The 20,220-nt window shown below is 64.8% G+C and carries 22 protein-coding genes; 13 read left to right on the top strand and 9 right to left on the bottom strand.

Annotated elements, in window-relative coordinates; translation table 11 throughout:
• Nucleotides 1-14 precede the first annotated feature (14 nt).
• On the bottom strand, nt 15-623 hold the full coding sequence (locus G6N48_RS26580) for a nitroreductase family protein (RefSeq protein WP_085269891.1): 609 nt from the start codon (nt 621-623) through the stop codon (nt 15-17).
• A complete protein-coding gene (locus G6N48_RS26575; RefSeq protein ID WP_085269892.1) occupies nt 623-988 on the bottom strand; it encodes a DUF4286 family protein in 366 nt (121 codons plus the stop codon). Before G6N48_RS26575 ends, G6N48_RS26580 begins: the two co-directional genes overlap by 1 nt.
• Nucleotides 989-1,226: 238 nt before the next feature.
• On the opposite strand from G6N48_RS26575, the gene G6N48_RS26570 reads away from it, so the two are divergent.
• A complete protein-coding gene (locus tag G6N48_RS26570; RefSeq protein WP_085270122.1) occupies nt 1,227-2,147 on the top strand; it encodes a TIGR03619 family F420-dependent LLM class oxidoreductase in 921 nt (306 codons plus the stop codon).
• Nucleotides 2,148-2,170: 23 nt separating this feature from the next.
• Here the strand turns inward: G6N48_RS26570 and G6N48_RS26565 are convergent, their stop codons facing one another.
• Complete coding sequence (locus G6N48_RS26565; RefSeq protein WP_085269893.1) at nt 2,171-3,361, bottom strand: cytochrome P450; 1,191 nt, start codon at nt 3,359-3,361, stop codon at nt 2,171-2,173.
• Nucleotides 3,362-3,525: 164 nt separating this feature from the next.
• Between G6N48_RS26565 and G6N48_RS26560 the strand changes: the two genes are divergently transcribed.
• Entirely contained in the window at nt 3,526-4,116 is a 591-nt protein-coding gene (locus G6N48_RS26560) for a TetR family transcriptional regulator (RefSeq protein ID WP_085269894.1), read from the top strand.
• A gap of 6 nt (nt 4,117-4,122) precedes the next feature.
• On the opposite strand, the gene G6N48_RS26555 is transcribed toward G6N48_RS26560, so the two are convergent.
• Nucleotides 4,123-5,163 (bottom strand): spirocyclase AveC family protein, encoded by a 1,041-nt coding sequence (locus tag G6N48_RS26555; RefSeq protein ID WP_161494221.1) that lies wholly within the window; start codon nt 5,161-5,163, stop codon nt 4,123-4,125.
• A 239-nt stretch (nt 5,164-5,402) separates the two neighbouring features.
• Between G6N48_RS26555 and G6N48_RS26550 the strand changes: the two genes are divergently transcribed.
• The 4 genes from G6N48_RS26550 to G6N48_RS26535 all read left to right on the top strand — a co-directional run bounded on the left by G6N48_RS26550 (nt 5,403) and on the right by G6N48_RS26535 (nt 9,003).
• Nucleotides 5,403-6,317, top strand: a complete 915-nt coding sequence (locus tag G6N48_RS26550; RefSeq protein ID WP_161494222.1) for a spirocyclase AveC family protein — start codon at nt 5,403-5,405, stop codon at nt 6,315-6,317.
• Between the two features lie 16 nt (nt 6,318-6,333).
• Nucleotides 6,334-6,501: a DUF7156 family protein gene (locus G6N48_RS26545; RefSeq protein WP_156174113.1), complete on the top strand. Its 168-nt coding sequence runs from the start codon at nt 6,334-6,336 to the stop codon at nt 6,499-6,501.
• Nucleotides 6,502-6,581: 80 nt separating this feature from the next.
• On the top strand, nt 6,582-7,445 hold the full coding sequence (locus tag G6N48_RS26540; protein ID WP_085269897.1) for a 3-carboxyethylcatechol 2,3-dioxygenase: 864 nt from the start codon (nt 6,582-6,584) through the stop codon (nt 7,443-7,445).
• A 367-nt stretch (nt 7,446-7,812) separates the two neighbouring features.
• Nucleotides 7,813-9,003, top strand: coding sequence for a CaiB/BaiF CoA transferase family protein (locus tag G6N48_RS26535; protein WP_085269898.1), 1,191 nt, complete (start codon nt 7,813-7,815; stop codon nt 9,001-9,003).
• A 13-nt stretch (nt 9,004-9,016) separates the two neighbouring features.
• On the opposite strand, the gene G6N48_RS26530 is transcribed toward G6N48_RS26535, so the two are convergent.
• The 3 genes from G6N48_RS26530 to G6N48_RS26520 are packed head-to-tail and all read right to left on the bottom strand — an operon-like array spanning nt 9,017 to nt 11,286.
• Complete coding sequence (locus tag G6N48_RS26530; RefSeq protein ID WP_085269899.1) at nt 9,017-10,357, bottom strand: TetR/AcrR family transcriptional regulator; 1,341 nt, start codon at nt 10,355-10,357, stop codon at nt 9,017-9,019.
• Between the two features lie 12 nt (nt 10,358-10,369).
• Complete coding sequence (locus tag G6N48_RS26525; protein ID WP_085269900.1) at nt 10,370-10,855, bottom strand: MaoC/PaaZ C-terminal domain-containing protein; 486 nt, start codon at nt 10,853-10,855, stop codon at nt 10,370-10,372.
• Entirely contained in the window at nt 10,852-11,286 is a 435-nt protein-coding gene (locus tag G6N48_RS26520; protein ID WP_085269901.1) for an FAS1-like dehydratase domain-containing protein, read from the bottom strand. The genes G6N48_RS26525 and G6N48_RS26520 overlap by 4 nt, the downstream gene beginning before the upstream one ends.
• A 78-nt stretch (nt 11,287-11,364) precedes the next feature.
• Here G6N48_RS26520 and G6N48_RS26515 point away from each other — a divergent pair, with 78 nt between their 5' ends.
• From G6N48_RS26515 to G6N48_RS26505, 3 genes are read left to right on the top strand one after another with little or no spacing between them, the layout of a single operon-like run.
• Complete coding sequence (locus G6N48_RS26515) at nt 11,365-12,828, top strand: aldehyde dehydrogenase (RefSeq protein WP_085269902.1); 1,464 nt, start codon at nt 11,365-11,367, stop codon at nt 12,826-12,828.
• Nucleotides 12,829-12,859: 31 nt separating this feature from the next.
• Entirely contained in the window at nt 12,860-14,008 is a 1,149-nt protein-coding gene (locus tag G6N48_RS26510; protein ID WP_085269903.1) for an NDMA-dependent alcohol dehydrogenase, read from the top strand.
• On the top strand, nt 14,001-14,840 hold the full coding sequence (locus G6N48_RS26505) for an SDR family oxidoreductase (protein ID WP_232066719.1): 840 nt from the start codon (nt 14,001-14,003) through the stop codon (nt 14,838-14,840). The genes G6N48_RS26510 and G6N48_RS26505 overlap by 8 nt, the downstream gene beginning before the upstream one ends.
• A 25-nt stretch (nt 14,841-14,865) precedes the next feature.
• Here G6N48_RS26505 and G6N48_RS26500 read toward each other — a convergent pair whose 3' ends face one another.
• Together G6N48_RS26500 and G6N48_RS26495 are read right to left on the bottom strand one after the other, a co-directional pair.
• Complete coding sequence (locus G6N48_RS26500; protein WP_085269905.1) at nt 14,866-15,369, bottom strand: hypothetical protein; 504 nt, start codon at nt 15,367-15,369, stop codon at nt 14,866-14,868.
• Nucleotides 15,370-15,552: 183 nt separating this feature from the next.
• Nucleotides 15,553-16,635, bottom strand: coding sequence for a Gfo/Idh/MocA family protein (locus tag G6N48_RS26495; RefSeq protein ID WP_085269906.1), 1,083 nt, complete (start codon nt 16,633-16,635; stop codon nt 15,553-15,555).
• A 146-nt stretch (nt 16,636-16,781) separates the two neighbouring features.
• Here G6N48_RS26495 and G6N48_RS26490 point away from each other — a divergent pair, with 146 nt between their 5' ends.
• Genes G6N48_RS26490 through G6N48_RS26475 form a run of 4 tightly spaced genes read left to right on the top strand, consistent with a single transcriptional unit; the run spans nt 16,782 to nt 20,216 of the window.
• Complete coding sequence (locus G6N48_RS26490; RefSeq protein ID WP_085269907.1) at nt 16,782-18,056, top strand: cytochrome P450; 1,275 nt, start codon at nt 16,782-16,784, stop codon at nt 18,054-18,056.
• A complete protein-coding gene (locus G6N48_RS26485) occupies nt 18,053-18,856 on the top strand; it encodes an enoyl-CoA hydratase/isomerase family protein (RefSeq protein ID WP_085269908.1) in 804 nt (267 codons plus the stop codon). The genes G6N48_RS26490 and G6N48_RS26485 overlap by 4 nt, the downstream gene beginning before the upstream one ends.
• Nucleotides 18,850-19,296 carry a Zn-ribbon domain-containing OB-fold protein gene (locus G6N48_RS26480; protein WP_085269909.1) on the top strand — a complete coding sequence of 149 codons (447 nt, stop codon included), beginning with the start codon at nt 18,850-18,852 and terminating at the stop codon, nt 19,294-19,296. Before G6N48_RS26485 ends, G6N48_RS26480 begins: the two co-directional genes overlap by 7 nt.
• The gene (locus G6N48_RS26475; RefSeq protein WP_085269910.1) at nt 19,293-20,216 is read left to right on the top strand and encodes an SDR family NAD(P)-dependent oxidoreductase; all 924 of its coding nucleotides are present in this window, start codon (nt 19,293-19,295) and stop codon (nt 20,214-20,216) included. The genes G6N48_RS26480 and G6N48_RS26475 overlap by 4 nt, the downstream gene beginning before the upstream one ends.
• Nucleotides 20,217-20,220: the final 4 nt, after the last annotated feature.

The raw sequence follows: 20,220 nt of genomic DNA, 5'->3' as shown, positions 1-20,220 counted from the left end.
GTTCTCCGTTCTGGTCACCACGGGGTGCCGAACCGCTCGCGGTAAGTCACCGACGTCGCCGGGCGGCGGCGCGGTGGTGAAAGCTTGCGCGCGGGCAGGCCCACGTAGACCGCGGCCATCGGTATCAGGTTCTGCGGCAGCTGCAGCAGTTCCCGCACCCGATCGACACCAAAGGTGGTCAGACCGGTGGTCAGACACGAGCCATATCCCAGGTCGGCAGCGGCAAGCAGCATGTTCTGCACGGCGGGGTAGATCGACGACGGTGCATAGATCTCCGGCACGCGATCCGTGTCGGCGCACACCACTATGACAACCGGCGCCGCGGCGAAGCCGCCTTTGCTGAAACCGAATTCGAGGTCGGCGACCAGCACCTTGTCCTCGACGCTTTGCTTGACGAAGTCGCCGCCGCCGGCATTCCACGTCTCCGTCCACCAAGACGCGAGAAGCGCACGGTTGCCCTCGTCGCGAACCACGATGAACGTCCAGGGCTGAGAATTCTCCGCGCTCGGCGCGTGCACGCTGGCCGCCAGCATCTGCTCGACGTCGGAATCGAGTACTTTGCCGTTCGGGTCGAATCGCCGACACGCCCGCTGGGCGCGAATACCGGCGAGCAGCTCGCCCACTAGCGGTCCGCCGGCACGCGTTCGCCGCGCGGCACCCATCCCGTGAGCGACACCGTGGTCAGATCAAGCCACTCCCCTAGTGTGAGGGTTCCGGCCATGACACGTTTCAGAAATTCCGCCATGACGACATCGGGCTCGTTGTCGAGCTCGTAGATCACCATGTAACGGTGGGTCGGCGGCGGGAGCTGGGCCGGCAGATCCTGGTCGTCGGGCACCTTCAGTTCGGTGATGTCGTAACGCTGCGCCGCAACCACTCCCGGAACGTCGAGCACCTCCGGTACATGCTGAGCGTCATACCACTTGTTGAAGGCATCATCTTCACCCTCGATCGGGTTGGTGAGCGCTATGAACAGGTTCGGAGCCACGTGACACGCCTTTCGCAACAACCAGGGATTCGACCCACAATATGACAGTCTACTGTCACAGTCAACGCGAGACTCATGGTGCGCCGACGGCCTGACCTGAGCGGGCGCCGAACCGGCTGGGTCCGCCACCGCAACCTTGACGTTTGTCAGTAGACTGCCATAATGGGCGGGCCACGGTCGGGTGCGCGAGAACCATCAGTCGGCGCTCTGCCCGGACCACGAAATCGGAAGGCGCCAGATGAGATTCACGGTCTACCTACCCAATTGCATGCACGTCGCCGCCATCACGCAGCCCTGGGAACATCAGCTCTCCGGTGCCGACATTGCGCGAGTCGCCCAACACGCCGAGCAGCTGGGTTATTCGATGGTATTTCTGCCAGAGCACTTCCTGACCCCAACGGCCCATCTCGAGTTGTCCGGGGATCATTACTTCGACGCCACCACTGCCCAGGCCTTCGTCGCAGGCGCCACCTCGACGATCACCGTCGGCTCGATGGTCACCATTCTGCCGCTGCACAATCCGATCGTCGCCGCGAAGCAGATCGCAACGTTCGACTGGCTCAGTGGCGGTCGCGCTCAGACCACCGTCGGTGTCGGCTGGCTCAAAGAGGAGTACGACGCGATCGGTGTCCCGTTCACCAAGCGCGGCCGCATGGCAGACGAATATCTCGAGGCGATGTTCGAGTTGTGGCATAGCGATTCGCCACGTTACGACGGTGAATTCGTCAAGTTCGACGACATCGCGTTCGGGCCCAAGCCGATCTCCACACCGCACCCGACGGTGTGGATGGGCGGAGACGCCGACGCGGTACTGCGCCGCGCGGCCCGGTTCGGAGATGGCTGGGCGCCATGGCTCACCAAGCCCGACGAGCTGCCGGCCAAATTGGATTACCTACGCTCGCAGCCCGGTTTCGACGACCGGCCGTTTTCGGTGTTCTACAGCCTGGCGGTGTTGTCCGTCGGTCAGGAGCACGCCATCGTCGACGACCCGAATGCGCAGTTCGGCCAAAGCGCCCAGCAGGTCATCGACAACTGCAACATGCTGGCCGAGCGCGGCGTCACGGACACGTGGGTGAACCCGCCAGCGCTGGACGGGCTCAGCGCCTACCTCGACCACATGCAGTGGGTAGCCGAGGAAATCATCCCCAAGGTCGCTTGACCGTTCCGCGACACCCGCGAGATCTATTGACCCTTCGACGACGGCTTGATGTTCAGCGGCACCGATTGCAGCGACATCGTCCCGGTCGGCCAGGGCATCTGTGGCGGCTTGCCCAGCGCCAGAGTGTATTCGGGAATGCGTGAGTGCCACTCCTCGAGGATGAGCCGTAGTTCGAGACGCGCCAGATGTGAACCCAGACACCGGTGCGGTCCACGCCCGAATGCGAAGTGCACGACCTTGCTGTCGAGATGAATCTGGTCGGCATCCTCGTATCGACGCGGATCGCGGTCGGCGCTGCCATAACTGAGCATGACCGTGGTGTCCTTGGGCACGAACCTGCCCGCCACTTCGACGCCCTCCGTGGTGACACGTGGCGCAAACGGCACAGGACCGTCGACGCGTAAGATTTCTTCGATAAACGCCGGTATGAGCGTGAAGTCGTGCGCAATACGCCGGCGCATGTCGTCGTCGGCCGCCAGCCTGGCTAAGGAGAACCCGACGGCAGAGGTGACGGTGTCGAGCCCGGCCAGCACGAACATGAAGCACAGGCCCAGGATCTCGTTGTCCGACATTCCGCCCTCGTCGGTGTCTTGGATCAGCTGGGTCAGCATGTCGTTGCCGGTTGTATCGGCGCGCCGCTCGGCGATGTGCTCGGTCAAATAGCTGAACAGTTCCAGCGCATGAGCCATCACCTCCGGGGTCGCTTCGGTGCTACTCGGATCGGTGAACTGCAAGATCGCGTCCTTCCACTTCACCAGCCGGTCGCGGTCAGCCATGGGCAGCCCGAACAGTGTCAAAAACACCTGGGAGGGAAAAGGTGTCGCGAGATCGGGTACCACATCGCACTCGCCGCTCGCGACAATGGCATCGATCAACTCACCCGCCTGCCTGCGTAGTTCGGGCTCGCGCTCGGCCATTTTCTTCGGGCCGAAGAACGGGTCAAGCATTCGGCGGAAGCGGGTGTGATCTGGCGGATCGATCGCGATCGGTACCAACGGAACCGGACTTCCCAGCCGGTCGAAAGCCCTTGCCGACGAGAAGATCTCAGGTTTCTTGGCCGCGAACTCGACGGCCTCGGCACTGGTGAGCACCACCTCCTCGCCAGAACTCACCGCCTCGCCGGCCTCCCGCAGCTCGCGCCAAGCGCGCGTGCGGTCCTCCGCGAAGGGCAGATCGTTGATGTTCAGCGTTCCGGTGATGCCGAGCTCGGTCATTGAGACGAGATCCTCCCTACCCGCGCCTGCCGGCGCTCAAGTATCACTATGACAGCGCACTGTCATATATTGGGAAGTATCGTCGGTATCACAACGAGTGTCAACGATGTGCCGGCACCCGGAGTCGTTGTACTGTCGACACCAGACGGGAAAGGGGATGGCGGATGGCCCGGGGCGACCGATCACCGCGGGACGCGCATGCGGACCGGGTCCGCAATGCTCTGCTGAACGCGGCCCTGAACCTGTTCAGCACCAACGGTTACGACGAGACCACCACGGACCAGATCGCCGAGAGCGTGGGCGTTTCGCCGAGGACCTTCTTCCGCTACTTCCCCACCAAAGAGTCGGTGCTTTTCTTCGGCGAGTACGACTTCATCGACGCCGTGAGCGGGGTCTACCTCGCTCAACCGGAGGAGGCATCGGACTTCGAGGCGTTGGCGAATTCATTCGCGTTGCTTGCACCAGGACTCAAGCGCATCCGTAAACGGATCGCGCAGTACCACGACGCCGTCGCATCGTCGCTCGTGTTGCTGGGCCGCGAACGCAAAAACCACGAGGCCAACGCCGAGACCGTCGCTCAGGTGATCGCCGAACGACGCCGGATGCCCGCCCCCGACAGCGAATGCCGGCTCTTGGCGGCCGTCGGCATGCTGCTCGTCGAACGCGCCCTCAATCAGTGGCTTTCGGCGCCAGGTCGTTCACTCGACGACCTGATCCGCCAGGAGTTCGCCGCCCTGCCCGCGGTGCTCAAGTAGGGCGAGCTAGCGATCGTCGAAACGGGTGCCGTCGGGGCACGCCCGCGGGGTATCCGGTCCGCAGTACTGCGTGCGCAGATAGCTCGGGTAGGTCTGGGTCGGCCCGGCGTAAAAGCCCGCGAAGTTCACCGGCAGGTCGTACACGCCGATCGCCACCACGTGCAGAAACCCGGTGACCGCGAGCACCCTCAGCAGTCCTCTGGCCCATGGCCCTGCCCACCGCAGCGTCTCCACACCCGCCTCCACCCTGATCTGGCCGGCGCGGTTGCGAAAGAACATCAGCGCTCCGCTGGAGCTGAGCACCAGCGACCACAGGATGGGGCCGTAAAGCGGTATCTGCATCGTCTGACCCGCCCAGAGCGTGACGCCAGGAATCGACGCCGGATAGCCGAGCAGGCCGTGGCGCACCGCAAAGATCTCGAGCGGAAACTCGATGATGTACACCGCAAGCCAACCGGCGCAGAAGGTGCGAACGGGCCCCAGCGTCGGCCACCGGTGCCGCGCCCGTCCCATGGTCCACCGGGCGATCGAGCCCATGGCCAGCGGCATCCAGATGTAGATCATTCCGATCATCAGTACCGGCTCAGCCATCAATCGACCGTCGGGGCTGAGCCAGCCGGGGATGTTCTGCGTCCAGTTGCCGAAATTGAGCAAGCCGGCGTTGTAGAACAGTGCCGGCTGAAACCAGTTGATGAGGGGATCGTGCCACCATGCGATCGCCGATCCGATCACGATGGCAGCTTCGACGCAGAGTTGACGCTCGCGCAGGCTCTTGCGGATCACGTAGCCGATGGCAGCCATCGCCAGTATGGGGCAGGCGATCTGGAAGGCGGTCATCGCCCAGTGGGTGGCCGCGGGGATCGGGTCGGGACCGGGATTCACCGGGGTCGCATTGCCCGACGCGATCCACGAGATATAGACGTAGGCGGCGATTACTACGCACACCGCGCCGAGGCTCGACCAGAACAGCACCGGCCGAATCGTCTTGATCTGCGGAGGCTCGACGGCCGATGGCTCTGCCCGGCTAGAGGACTTCAGATCCGTCACTAGTTAAGCTCCTTTGGCACGACCTACCAAAGATGACAGTTCACTGTCATAGTGTCAACGTCCGGCAGCGAACGCCGGGCTGCTGGCGGTATGCCGCAGCATTCGAGCCGTCACACAGCGGCACCCTCCATCACAGATTCCGGTGACAAACGAAATATGGTCAACTAGGTTACATATGTAGAAAGATCGGCTGAAACGGAATGGGGTCCGCTCCCTCACTTGCCCTCGGAGAGGCAACGATGCTTTTCGCCACATCACGATTGGCGCCACCGGCAACTCTCAACCCATCTGGTGTCTGGTTCTTCAACTGGGTGATACCGATCGCCGGCAGCGTCTTCATCGTTTTGGCGATAGCCGACGTCATCCGGCGGCGGCGCCTGACCTGGGGATTCCTCTTCCTGTTCAACAGCCTCGCGGTGTATTGGATGGAGACCATCGGCGACTGGGGCCAGATGTTGTTCTATAGTCCGGCGTTTGCGCAGCACCATCTACTCGAGTGGCTACCGCTCAAAACTCCCAATGATCCCTTATTCATGCCATTCGCGTACGCGGTGTACTGGGGAGTGCACGCGCTTCTGGTGTTGTGGCTGAGTCAATGGGTGTCCGCGCGGTTCGGCTGGACCATGCTCAAATCCATGTTGGTGCTGGCGATTCCGGTCAACTACATCTGGGACTTCGCCGTCGAGGGCACCGCCACGGCAATGGGATGGTGGACCTACGATCCCGGCATCGGGCCGGTTCTGGAGTGGGGCAACGGCGGTCGCATCACACTGCTCTGGACCATCGGCATCATGTGCGTGTGGCCCAACCTGATCGCCTATTGGGCCGGTAAACCACCGATTCGCGGCCTCAACCATTTTGAGCGATTCTGCCGGTTGGATCGTTTCACCGTCCCGCGGACCGCGTTGCATTCGCCCGGCGACACCGAAAGTCGCGGCGGGACAGCCGTTGCCACCAGGCAATTGGTCTTGACCAAGCAGCAAGAATTCGACGACTACCTCAACTACGACGTGGCGATTCCGCGGTGGCGCTTCGAAATCATGCGACTGGGGGCCTGGTTCATCGTCTTCCAGGTCACCTTCTTTGTGTTCCTGATCATTCCGCTGGTGGTGTTGCGCAGCGTGACCGGCGCCGACAGCCCCTACATTCCGTAATCCGAAAGGAGTCGTGGTGGCAAGCGAACGCATGAACAAGCTGCCCGCTGAGTTCTTTCTTCCTCCGCAGACCAATGCCGCGCTGCAGCGAGAAACCGTCCGGCTTGTCGCGGCATGCGTGGCATTCATCGTGATCCTCGGCGTCATCGTCGCCCTGACGCAAGGCATCGTCCTGAAGGTGTGAACCCGTAGCCGTCCAATCGCGTCGGCTTGCGCCGCGACACCCAGACTCATCTAACATTAGTGTCACTTCTAGCGGAGGTGATGAACGTGACGCCAGAGCGGCTGGTTATCTGCGCGAGTCACAGCCCGGGCAAGGAACGCGATGTCGAACACGCCTTCGGTCGCCGGTTCCGCTCGGCACTGACGTCAGCGGCCGGGCGCGCGCAGCAGTTCGATCCCGACGTGGTGATTGTGTTCGGCGGCGACCACCGCCGCGCGTTTCGCCACGTGGTGCCCGCCTTCGGTGTTGCGTTGTCGGCGGCGATTCTGGCCGAGGGCGGCCATCCGGCCGGCGACCTGGATGTCCCGTCCGACCTGGCACGCGGCTTATGTGAACACCTACTGTCGGCCGGATTCGACGTCGCCGCATGTCGTGACATCGGGCTGGATCACGCATTCGCCCAACCCGTTCGGGACCTACTCGGGGAATTGGCGGCCAAGCCGGTCATTCCGCTGCCGGTGAACTGCGCCACGGCTCCGCTTCCGACTGGCCGTCGAGTGGCCGAGTTCGGTGCGGAAGTTGGCCGGTTCCTCGACGGGATCGCCGAGCGAGTGCTGGTGATCGGGACCGGAGGGTTGTCACATTCCCCGCCGAGTCTGGAGGTCGATACCTACGACCTCAGCGACGAAGACCGGGCACGGATCATCGCCGAGGGTATGGCGGCAGCACGCACCAAGATCCGTCCCGATTGGGACGCCGAAGTGTTAGACGCCATGTCGAACTGGGACGTCGCCTCGCTGATTCGGCTCGTCGACACCGCCCACACCCGTGCGGGCGCGGGCGCCAACGAGGTCAGGACCTGGCTTGCCGCGGGCGCCGCAGGCGGTGGGCGGCCGGTAACCCCGATGGTCTATGAGCCTGTGCCGGAATGGATCACCGGGATGGCCGTCGCTGCGTCAGCGTGACCGAGGCGCCACGCGCGCGGGCCGCGGTTGCGCGGCCGGGGTTCGGGAGAAGCCCGGCCTGGACGCCGGTTGACGGATCCCGTCGACGTCGACGAACACGTTGCGTGCCCCGCATAACCCGCCGGTGCCTGCGGGCAGCTATCTGCCACCTGATGAGCCTAGCCATAATCTGACACCGCGTACATATGGTGTTTTCTTTCTGGGCAATGCATCCAGGGGCTACCAGGTCATGCTGATATGATTTTCTGACGTATCCGTCATCTAATCCTCAGGGGTGCTGCACTGTGTGCGTCCGCGGTTCGGGCATTACAGCCGAATACGAGGCAGGCGGTAGGACCGGTCAGCCAGACCGGAATTCGCCGGCCAAATGACGAATGCGCCACTGGCCGGGATAACCGTCGTGAGCCTTGAGCAGGCGGTCGCCGCGCCATACGCCACCCGACAGCTGGCGGACCTCGGCGCACGGGTAATCAAGGTCGAGCGTCCCCAGGGCGGCGATTTCGCGCGCGGCTACGACCGCACAGTGCACGGGGAGTCGAGCTATTTCGTGTGGCTTAACCGTGGCAAAGAGTCGTTGACTGTCGACCTCAAGCAGCCCGAGGGCAGACGCATCGTTGAGCGTTTGCTCGAGAGCGCCGACGTGCTGGTGCAAAACCTGGCGCCGGGTGCCGCGGCTCGGATGGGATTGGACGCCGAATCGGTGGCCCGCGCGCACCCACGGACCATCACGGCGACCATCAGCGGCTATGGACAGGACGGACCTTGGCGCGACCGCAAGGCCTACGACCTTTTGGTACAAGCCGAGGCCGGGTTGTTGTCGGTGACCGGTTCACCGGCGGAGGTGGCGCGCACCGGTGTATCGATCGCCGACATCGCCGCCGGCATGTTCGCCTTCTCCGGAATCCTCACCGCGCTTTACACCCGCGCCACCACCGGCGCGGTGCGGCCGGTCTCGGTGTCGTTATTCGACGCGCTGGTCGAATGGATGTCCCAACCCCTCTACTACGGCCGCTACGGGGGAAAGGCGCCACCACGCACCGGCGCGCGGCATCCGACGATCGCGCCGTACGGCCCGGTCACCGCGGGCGACGGCGGCACCGTGTTGCTGGGCGTGCAGAATTCAGCCGAATGGCTGCGGTTCTGCGAAATCGTTTTGGAAAGACGAGATCTCGTCGACGAACCGCGGTTCGCCACGAACCCTGATCGGGTAGCGCACCGCGACGAGTTGGAGTCGATTATCAATACCGTGGCGGCGCGGCTGAGCGCTGAGGAACTCGAAGGGCGCCTGCGGAGCGCAGGCGTGGCACACGCGCGCATGAACGGTGTTGATCACTTGTGGCTACATCCGGTACTCGTCGGCCGGGATCGATGGCACGAGATTCAGACGCCCGGCGGTCCGGCTGCCGCGCTGCTGCCGCCCGCTGGCCTGGCAGGCGTCGATCCGGTGATTGGTGACGTGCCCGCGCTGGGCGAGCACAACCGAAAGATCTTGCGCGAGCTGGGATATTCCGCACAGGCGACCGACGAACTCATCGCCGCTGGTATTACAACGGCATAGCCCAGGACTCGATCTACTTCGCGCGTCCGAAGAATCCGCGGTTGATGCAAGTCATTAACACATCGACGAGCTCGTCGTCGTCAATCGGTTCGGGCAGATCGAGAGCGGCCTGCGGCACCCGGGTGACGAGCGCACGCAGGATCAGTGCGGAGACCACCGGGTCGAACGGATACCGACCCGGTCCGCGGATCAGCATCCTCGCCGCGCCGATGTCCATCTGCACCTGTCCGTTCTCACCGATGCTCACGATGGTGGGGTCGTCGGTGGCGCCTTCGGCCCACGCTTCGATGCACCCCGAATACCGGTCGTAGAACTCGACGTAAGTACCCAGCCAGTGCCGCAGCGTCGACTTCTTGGCCACTGGGTCGACGTCGGCGATCCGGTGGGCGAATGCCATTGCGGCCCCGTAGATTTCGGCGGCCACGGCGGCGAGCAGATCCTGCTTGTCGCTGAAGTACTTGTAGAACGTGCCCCGCGCCACGTTGGCCGCCTCGACGATGTCATCGACACTGGTGCTGCGATAGCCTCGGGCGCGGAACTGGGCTGCGCCGGCATCGGCCAAAGCATTTACGGTGGTGACGGCGCGCTTGCTGAGGCTGGTGGTGCGCTCACTGATCGAGAGCCCCGCGACGTCCGGGGCCGGAGGCGCCTTGAGGGCGTCGATGTCGGCCGCCGGATCCGTGCTGGCGTGCAAAGGCAGTGACCGCAGCACCGACAGTGGGGTCTCAGGGAACAACATCAGCTGCAGGAATACCGACAACGTGTCGACCGCATCCTTGGCGCTACGGCCATAAGCGCGGTCGGTATGTACGAACAGATTTATGCGGTGCACGAGCGCGGTCATCGCCATGGCCGCGATCTCCGGGTCCAGGCCCTTGAGGCCCGACCCGGCGAGCCGCTCGGCGAGACGGTGGTTATAACCGCGCACAAACCGGGTGATTTCGGGACGCACCTTGGTGTCCGACGAGGCGATCGCCGTCCACTGCACGAACATCGTGGAGTACTTGTCGAACACCCAACTCCACTCGCCTAGCCACCAGTTCAGATTGTCGAAGCCGACCTCATCCGGGCCGAGCGGACCGATGCGACGCGCCACCCGAAACAACGCGCTGCCGCATTCGTTGAGCAGTTCCAGGAAGATCTCGTCCTTGCCTTTGAAGTACTGGTACAGAGTGGCCCGGGACACCCCGGCCGCTTTGGCTATCGCGTCGACCGAGGTGTCGAAGTAGCCCACCCGGCCGAATAGCTCCAGCGAGACCTCGGCGATACGGCCCCGGGTGTTGGCACCACGAGCGCCCACTGCGGGGCTGGAGGGGCCGTAGCTGGCCCGACGGACGATCGAGGCTTCGGACATAGTGTTTCCAGCCTATGGCCGATCCGTGTCACCCGCGCCGCATCGAGCGGCGTTTCGCGGGTTGACGAACTCGGCGGTGCCGGTGATCGCGACGCCACCCGTCTGCCGGGTAGCGATCAACTCCACGATCACCCGTTCGCCGTCAGGCTCCGCTGAGACGGCGGTCACGGTGCCCGAGCAGGTCAGCACGTCGCCCGGCCAGACCTGCTCGCGAAAGCGGACGCCGAAACGGCGCACGCTGCCCGCGCCCAGCCAATCGGTGGCGAACCCGGCCAGCAGCGCCGCGGAGAACATGCCCTGGGCGAACACCGAAGGGTAGCCGGCGGAACGCGCGAGTTGATCGTCGTAATGCATGGGGTTGAAATCACCGGACGCGCCTGCGTAGCGGACGAACATCTGCCGAGTCAGTGGTCCGAACTCGCGGACCGGCGCCTGCACGCCGACACCCAATGCGGTGGTCGTCGTGATCTGTCCGCCTGCGCCGTCGCCGGGACTCATCGGGGGGCCGTCTCGATGAAGGTGGCTTTGGCCTCGGCGACGAGCGCTCCGCCGGCGTCGCGGTACTCAGTAACCACGGTGGCGAAACGCATCGTGCCCCCACGTTTGCCCGGTTTCGAGTACCGGTCGACGACCCTCTCCCGTGCGGTCAGGACGTCACCGGCCGCGGGCAGGTCGCTGTGGAAGATGTACTCCTGTTCGCCGTGCAGCAGGCGCTTGCGGTCGAAACCCACGTCGACTCGAACGCCGGCCGGCGCCCAGCGGCCTGCGGTGGTCAGGAACGTCGGCGGGATGATCGCGTCTGGGCCACGGTAGGAGGGATCGTCGCACAACATGGCCTCGGCGAACTCGGCGATCTTGCCCCGCTCCACGACCAGGTCCCACGGCCGTCCGGAATTACCGTCGGCGGCGTTATCGGACGATGCACTCATAGTGACCAATACTGTCAGAAAAAGTGAAGACGTGAAACTGAATCGTCGCTTCTTAGCCAATGGGCCGCTTGTCCGAAGATGACATTGCTGCCAGAATCGGTGCCCATGGTGGAGTTGGCGGCAAGCTATGTCGCAGGCAAATGGATGTCGGGCGCGCACGCCGGAACACTGGATGTGACGTCGCCGGCCACCGGTGAGCTGCTGGGCACCGTCGGTATTGCCGGCCCTGACGAAGTGGGCGCCGCGGTTGCGGCCGCCCGCGGCGCGCATCAGTCGTGGGGGCGGGTCGCTCCTGCCGATCGCGGTGCCGCATTGGGGCGACTCGCCGACGGGCTCAGCGCCCGCAAGGGTGAACTGGCCGACCTGACCACCGCGGAGATTGGCTCGCCGCGATCCTGGAGCACCTTCGGTCAGGTCATCACCGCGGTCGGCGTGCTGCGCGCCTACGCGTCGATAACCCCGCACTATCCCTTCTCGACCACCCGTCCATCGGTGACGGGCGGCACCGTCGAGGTGCGTCAGCTTCCCATCGGCGTGGTCGGCGCCATCGTGCCATGGAACACACCGCTGTTCATCGCAGCGTTAAAGCTCGGTCCCGCCCTGGCGGCGGGGTGCACAGTGGTGCTCAAGCCGGCGCCCGATGCCCCGCTCGAATTCGGCGTGCTGATGGAGGCGATCGAGGAAGCTGGACTGCCCGACGGAGTCGTCAACGTCGTCAACGGGGGCGCTGAAACCGGCGAGCTGCTCACCGAACATCCGGGGGTCGACAAGGTCAGCTTCACCGGCTCGACGGCCGTCGGTGCCAGGATCGCAGCGTCGTGTGGCTCCCGAATCCGCCGCTGCAGCACCGAACTGGGCGGCAAGTCCGCGGCCATCGTGCTGCCCGATGCGCCGCTTGAGACGACGGTGCCAGGTTTGGTCGCCGGCGTGATGGGCAACAACGGTCAGCTGTGCGCCGCTCTGACGCGTATCTTATTGCCGCGCAGCCGCTACGACGAATTTGTGGCCGCACTGACGGCCGCCGTTGCCGGGCTGGTTGTCGGAGATCCCGCCGACCGTGCCACCGATATCGGTCCGCTGATCAACGAGGCTGCACGCGACAGGGTCGAGGGGTTCCTGCGACGCGCGCGGCAGGAGGGCGCCACCGTGCTGGTCGGCGGCGAGCGGCCCGACCGCTCAGGGTGGTTCGTCTCCCCCGCGCTCGTCACTGCCACCAACGACATGGAGATCGCCCGCGAGGAGGTCTTCGGACCGGTCGCGGTCGTGATCGCCTACGACGACACCGGCCGCGACGCCGCCGCCGAGGCAGTGGCCATCGCCAACGACTCCCGCTACGGGTTGGTCGGCGCGGTGTGGTCCGCCGACGAGGAACGGGCGGCGGCGGTGGCGGCCCGGATGCTGGTGGGTTCCGTTGCCGTCAACTCCACCGCCGTGCTCGACTTCGCCAGCCCGTTCGGCGGATTCAAGCAGTCCGGAATCGGCCGCGAGGGGGGCCCCGAGGGCATCGCCGGGTTCGTCGAACTTCAAGCCATCATCCGTTGAGCCGGAAGGCCAGAGAGAATCGAGCACAGCAGTGCAGACCCAAGCAGCGGTCCTGTTCGAACGCAACACGCCGTGGTCGATCGAGTCCATCGAGCTCGACGCGCCGAAGGCCACCGAGGTACTGATCGAACTGCACGCCTCGGGTATGTGCCACTCCGACGACCACCTCGTCACCGGGGACATGCCGATTCGACTGCCCTGCATCGGCGGGCATGAGGGCGCCGGTGTGGTCAAGTCCATCGGCGAGCACGTGTCGTGGCTATCGCCGGGCGATCACGTCGTCTTCAGCTTCATCCCGTCGTGCGGCCGGTGTCCCTCATGCTCAACGGGCCATCAGAGCCTATGTGACCTCGGCGCAAAGATCTACTCGGGCATGCAGATTCACGACGGCACCGCCCGCCACCATCTCGGTGACGACGACCTTGCCCTGGCCTGCGGTGTCGGCTCGTTTGCACACCACACCGTGGTGCACGAGGCGAGTTGTGTGAAGATCCCGGACCACTATCGCCTGGACCTGGCTTGCCTTCTGGGCTGCGGCTTCATTACCGGCTGGGGATCATCGGTCTACGCGGCCGACGTCCGGCCGGGCGACACGGTGGCCATCGCGGGGGTTGGTGGCATCGGCGCCGCGGCGGTGCAGGGTGCCCGGCTCGCGGGCGCCCGCACCATCACCGTCATCGACCCCTCGGAGTACAAACGGGCCGAAGCGGTCAAGATGGGAGCCACTCATACCGCGGCGGACTGGAACGAAGCGAAAGCCGTTGTCGCCGACGCTACCTGGAACCGCGGCGTGGACAAATTCATCTGCGCCATGGGAGTCGGTGACGGCCAGCTGGTCGGCCGGGCGCTGGCCATGACGGCCAAGCGTGGCCGGCTGGTGGTCACCAACATCCACCCGATGCTGGAACGGGAGATCCGGGCCAATCTGATGGACCTCACGCTGACCGAGAAGCAGATCGTCGGAACCCTCTACGGCTCGGGCAACCCGCGAGCCGACATCCCGAAGATCCTCGAGCTGTACAGCGCCGGGCAGGTGGACCTCGAATCTATGGTCACCCGCACCTACCCCCTGGAGAAGGTCAACGACGGCTACGCCGACATGCACGCCGGCGCCAATATCCGCGGCGTACTGCTCTATCCGCCCGCCGAGGGACTTCTCGCCGGAGAAGGTCGTGACTAGTCGACGTCTCGCGGGCAAGGTGGCGCTCGTAACTGGTGCAGCCAGGGGACGGGGTCGAAGCCACGCGCTGCGTTTGGCCCGGGAAGGCGCAGACGTGATGCTGGTGGATCTGTGTGACAACATCCCTTCGTGTGACTATCCGCTCGCCACTAGCGAAGACCTCGACTGCACCGCTTCCATGATCGAGAAGCTCGGCCGAAGAGCGGCGGTGTACCGCTGCGATGTCTGCGATCGAGCCGAAATGGAGATCGCCGTCGACACCGCGGTGCGACAACTCGGCGCACTCCACATCGTCGTCGCCAACGCCGCCATCGTCCCGACTCAGCCGGACGCCCCGATCGCGGCCTTCATCGACACGTTCGACGTCGACTTTCTCGGCGTGGTCAACACTTTCAGCGCAGCGATGCCGCGATTGGGCGAAGGCGCGTCTCTCATCGCTTCTGGTCCCCCATCGTCGACGCAAGGACCTCTCCGCGATCAGCCGCAGGGGCCCGGCGGGGCGGCGTACGAGCTCGCGCAGTCGATGGTTTCGCAGTACGTGCAGATGCTAGCTAAACAGCTTGCACCACACGGTATCCGGGTGAACACCGCCAGCGGTTCGGCGAACGGCAACGACTTTGGTCATGCCGGACGGCTGTATCGGCCGGTCATGCTCGACGTGGATCGCAGAGGCGATCGCGCTGGCGCGGCATCGCTTACGACCGTGTCATGGCCCGTTACGACCTGGGCTGACACGGATGCGTCCGCCGCGGTGGCGTTCTTGGCGGCGGACGAATCGCGAGCGATAACCGGCCGGCACGTGACGGTTGATGCCGGCTCGTCCCTCAACTAACCCGACGACCGGGCGCTACACCGGCTCAGGTCGACGCCACCCAGTTGGTAATCGATGAGGTGAATGAGGCGCCCAGTTTGGCACGTATCCAAGGCGGTAGATTTTTTGGCATCGGTAACGGTACCGACCGGGCGCCACGCGCCTCGAGCAGTGCCTCGTACGCGGCGGTGTCGCCGCCGAACGGTTGTCCCTCACCGGCGATGAACCCATACAGTTCACACCCCTGCGGGCCGGCCTCCCAAGGTCCGAATACGTCCCCCCACTCAAGCATGATGTGCGTGCCCACGCGGGCGACCACGTCGCCGCAGCGGATCTCGCCGGCCAGGATGAAATTGCTGTGATCGCCGGTGTGACCGTGCTGCGACGAGATGGCCCCCGGGTCCCACTTGTTCCAGAACGCGAAATACCGGGGAGACAGCTCGATCCACTTCTCCCATATCGACGCCGTACGGCCATCTGCGAACTCATAACGCAGCATCTCCTCAGCCGGTACGTCGTCGAGATGCTTGATCGACGGTCCGCCTCTCATTGGGCACTTCCCTTCCGCTACTGATTACGTCCCGACTACAGCCCTCTGCGCTTGACGATCAATCGCATCGTCGGGGCGAACGGCAGGCGATCACGACGTTGCAAGCCGCGCCGTTGTTCACTCTTGACGCTTTCATTCGGGTCCCGCCACCGTCGAGGTGAAGCCTATTTTTAGTCGCACATCTCAAACCTGCACCTGCTCCCACCCTCCGCCTTCGGCGGAGCGGTGCGCGGCGTCGATCACCGCGAGCGACAACAGCCCGTCCTCGAAGGTGGCCGCGCCGCTGGGACCACCGTCGAACGCGGGCAGCCAGTCCTGCAGCATCAGCGCCATAGCCCTGCTGGCGTGACCCGCCAGGCCCCCGGGCAACCGCTCGGGGTGCGCGGGTTCGCGTTCATCCACCGTCAGGGGACTCAATCCCGCATCGGTGGCGGCGCCGAGGCTGTATGCCGCGCAACGCAAGTCGCCGTCGCCGATGATGGTGCCGTCGGAGCCGAACAATTCGAGGCGGTAGTGATCGGCGTGGGCGCCCATAACGGAGAGGCTCAAAATGACGGTCACCCCCGACTCCATACGCATCAGCAGTGCGGCGGTGTCGTCGGCGGTGACGGCTAGCGTGCCGCCGTCGGGCAGTTCGCGGACAGGATCGCTGGTGCGCACCTCCGCGCACACCGACACCGGGCGGCCGAGCAGGCTGCACAAGAAGTCCAGGTCGTGTACCAGCATGCCGGCCAGATAGCCGCCGCCCTGCTCGCGGTCGTACATCCAATGGGCCTGCAGCGGATGACTCGGATGCCAGTAGGACGCGCTGCGACTGACTCGCGCAAGGTACTGCGAGCCGAGGAAGCCCGAGCGCACCCGGTCCGCGACGGCCAACCAGTCGGGGTTCCACCGGTTCTCGAAGCAGCAGGCCGTGGGCAGTCCGGAGTCGGTCGCGGCACGCACCATGTGGCGGGCCGCTTCGAGGTCACCCGCCAGCGGCTTCTCGCACAACACGGGCTTACCCGCGGCCAGTGCGGCGATCGTCATTTCGTGGTGCAGCGCGGTGGGAGTCGCGACCGAGATGACGTCGAGGTCGTCACGGGTAACGAACGACTGCCAATCCGTGGAGGTCCGTTCGATGCCCAGTTTGGTCGCCGCACGCTCCAGCCGATCGGGTGTGCGCGCACAGAGCGCGACGGGCTCGAAACCTTTCGCCGCCCGGAAACCGGGCACCTGCACATGTGCGCCCCACCCAACGCCGATGATGCCGACCCGTAAAGTCATGTGCTCTTCTCCGCCCGCTCCTCCGACTCAGTGACACTAATGTTAGATAACTCATGCCTGCCCCGGGCAAATATCGCGCGAGTTCCTAGTTTGCTCAAGTAGCCCGGCATTGCCTATAAGTGACATGGGTGCCAGAATCGGGTGGTGTGAGCGCAATCGGCACCGAAGAGCAGCAGTTCGCACCGCTGATCGATCTGCAATGGTGGCAGGAGCGTCCGGCTGACCGGAGCGCGCTCTACCGGCGCCTTCGCGAGGCCGGCGGCCCGGCGTTCGTCCGTACCAACCGACCTGACTCACCGCTGCCCCGCGGCTTCTGGGCGGTCGGCTCCCACCGCGACGTCGTCGATATCAGCCGCCGCCCCGCCGACTTCAGTTCCGGGCAGGGCACGCAGATCTTCGACCAGACCCCCGAGATGCGCGAATACCGTGGCTCCATCATCGACATGGACGATCCCGAGCACATGCGGCTACGCAAGATCGTCTCGCGCGGCTTCACCCCCCGCATACTGTCCGAGCTGCGTGGCCTCGTCGAGGGGACCACCGCCGAGATCCTCGACGAGATGCCGCGTACGGGTGAGTGCGACTTCGTTTCTTCGTTCGCCACGCTGCTGCCGCTGCGCATCATCGACACCATGCTCGGCGTTCCACGCGAACACGAACAGTTCATCCTGCGGGCGACCAATATCGTGCTCGGCGCTTCGGACCCCGAGTACGTACCCGACCAGACCGTCGCGGGCATCGGAGCCGCGGTCACCGAGGTCAGCGAGCAGCTCATCGAGTTGCTCAAGGGCATCGCCGAGGACCGCATCGCCCATCCCCGCGACGACGTGATCAGCAAACTGGTCAACTCCGACGAAGAAAACCTCACACCCCAGGAGCTGGCGAAGTTCTTCATCCTGCTGATTGGCGCGGGCAACGAGACCACCCGCAATGCGCTGACCCACGGGTTGCTCATCCTCAGCGCGCACCCCGACCAGCGCGACCGCCTGCTGGCGAACTACGACGAGATGGCCCCAACTGCGGTCGAGGAGATCCTTCGGTACGCCAGCCCGGTGATCCACTTTCGCCGTACGGTGACCCGTGACGGCGTGACGCTGACCGACGCCCACGGCGAGGTCACCCACACCTTCAACGCCGGCGACAAGGTCGTGGTCTGGTATCCCGCCGCCAACCGCGACCCCGCGGTCTTCGACCAGCCGGAGCGCTTCGACATCGCGCGAAAACCCAACACCCACATTGCTTTCGGCGGCCCGGGACCGCACTATTGCCTTGGTGCGCACCTGGCCCGGCTTGAGCTGAACGTGGCATTCCAGATGCTCTACGCGCGCTACCCCGACATCACCGCTGCGGGCGAACCGGTCATGCTGAGGTCGAACTTCGTTAACGGCATCAAACATCTGAAGGCCACGTACACACCATGAACACGCAGGCAGCAGTTTTGTCCGACATCGCGGACGGCGTCTTGACGATCACCCTGAACCGGCCCGAAGCCGCCAACGCGGTACGTCCCGACGACCGTGATGCGCTCATCGCGCTACTGGCCACCGCCGACGCCGACGAGAAAGTACGTGTGGTGGTGTTGCGCGCCAATGGCAAGCACTTCTGCTCGGGCGCCGACGTTGGATCGCTCGCCGAACGGCGCGCGCGGGGCGAGAAGCGAGTGCTGGAACCGACCCGGCGCATCATGAACGGCGCCCAGAAGCTGGTGGCCAGCGTGCTGGACTGCAATAAACCGGTGATTGCCGCAGTGCATGGTGCGGCGACGGGCCTGGGGGCCCACGTCGTATACGCCTCCGACCTGGTGATCGCTACCGAAAACGCCTACTTCGCAGAGTCATTCGTCAAGCGTGGGCTGGTTGTCGACGGCGGCGGCTGTTATCTACTGCCCCGCCGCATCGGCATGCAGAAAGCCAAGGAGATGGCGTTCTTCGGCGAAAGGCTCTCAGCCACCGAAGCGTTCACGCTGGGTCTGGTGAACCGGGTGGTCAGCTCCGCCGACTTCGACGCTACGGTCGCCGACTTCGCCGGCCGGCTGGCCGGAGCGCCGACCTCCGCGATCGCATTCACAAAACGGCTGCTCAACGACTCACCCGACACCGACCGCTCCGGTGCATTCGTCGCGGAGGCAATGGCACAGGAGATCCAGTCGTATTCACACGACTCAGGCGAGGGCGTGCAGGCGTTCGTGGAGAAACGACCGACCGAGTTCACCGGGTGGTAGATGTGGCTCGCTTGCAAAAAGGGAATGACATTCCGACCATCGACGCGGCAAGCGCTCCCTACTGGGAGGCCGCCAGGCAGGGTCAATTGCTGATCGCCGGATGCTCAGCGTGCGGCAAGGTCCATCACTACCCCCGCCCGTTCTGTCCGTTCTGCTGGAGCGAGGACGTTGCGCCCGTAAAGGCCAGCGGAACTGGAACCCTCTACACGTATTCGACCGTCTACGTGAATGATCTGGCGCCGTTCAAGGAGCGAGTGCCGTATGTGGCCGCGATCGTAGAACTGGCCGAGGGCCCACGTCTGATGACGACGATCGAAGGCGCGGCCCCTGAGGACCTTCGGCTCGGCATGCCCGTCACCGCACTGTTTCGCCCAGTCGACGACACCGATCCCGACAGCCCCTATCTGACGGTCTTCACACCTAGCGAGGAGAGCCCATGACCGGACTACTCGACGGCAAAGTCGCCCTGGTGACCGGGGCGGGGCACGGCATCGGCCGCGGCCACGCACTCGAGCTGGCCAAGCACGGCGCCACCGTGATCATCAACGACCTCGGCACCAGCTTGTCCGGCGAGGGCACCGGCAAGGTTGCCGACGAAGTGGTGACGATCATCGAAAGCCGCGGCGGCACCGCTGTTTCGGACTTCAGCGACGTCGGCGACGAGGAGCAGGTCGATCTCGCCGTGGAGCGCGCCTATTCGCAGTTGGGCCGGCTGGACATCGTCGTCAACAACGCGGGAATCGTCCGCGACAAGGCAATCTGGAACATGTCCGCCGATGATTTCGACCTGGTGATGCGGGTGCACGTTCGCGGTAGCTGGCTCACCAGCCGCGCGGTCGCCCGCAAGTGGCGCGCGGAATCCAAGGAATCCGGCGGCAAGGTGTACGGCCGCATCATCAACACCACCTCCGGCGCCGGGCTGCACGGCCACTTCGGGCAGACCAATTACAGCGCTGCCAAGGCCGCGATCGTCGGTTTGACCCAGACGCTCAGCCTGGAGTTGGCGTCGATCGGCGCCACGGTGAATGCGATCAGCCCGGGTGGTCGGACCCGGATGTCGGCGTCCATGCCCGGCGCGCAGGCGCCGATCGAGCCCGACGAACGCGCCGAGGACGAGTTCGACCCCAAGGACCCGTCACTGGGTTCGCCGGTGGTGGCCTGGCTGGCCAGTCCGGAGGCCGGCCACGTCAGCGGTCAGGTGATCCGCGCGATGGGCGAACATCTTCAACTGCTCAAGGGCTGGCATCCGGTCGCGTCTGTCTCTAACGGCCAAAAACGATGGGATGCGAACAAACTGGGGGCCATCATGGCTACCGACGTGTTCGGCACCCGCAACACCGGCCTGCGGCTCGGCGGATGACCAC

Source organism: Mycobacterium parmense (assembly GCF_010730575.1).
Taxonomy (GTDB): domain Bacteria; phylum Actinomycetota; class Actinomycetes; order Mycobacteriales; family Mycobacteriaceae; genus Mycobacterium; species Mycobacterium parmense.
The sequence above is the reverse complement of the archived record's forward strand: the minus strand, read 5'-3'. Positions and strand labels throughout refer to the sequence as shown.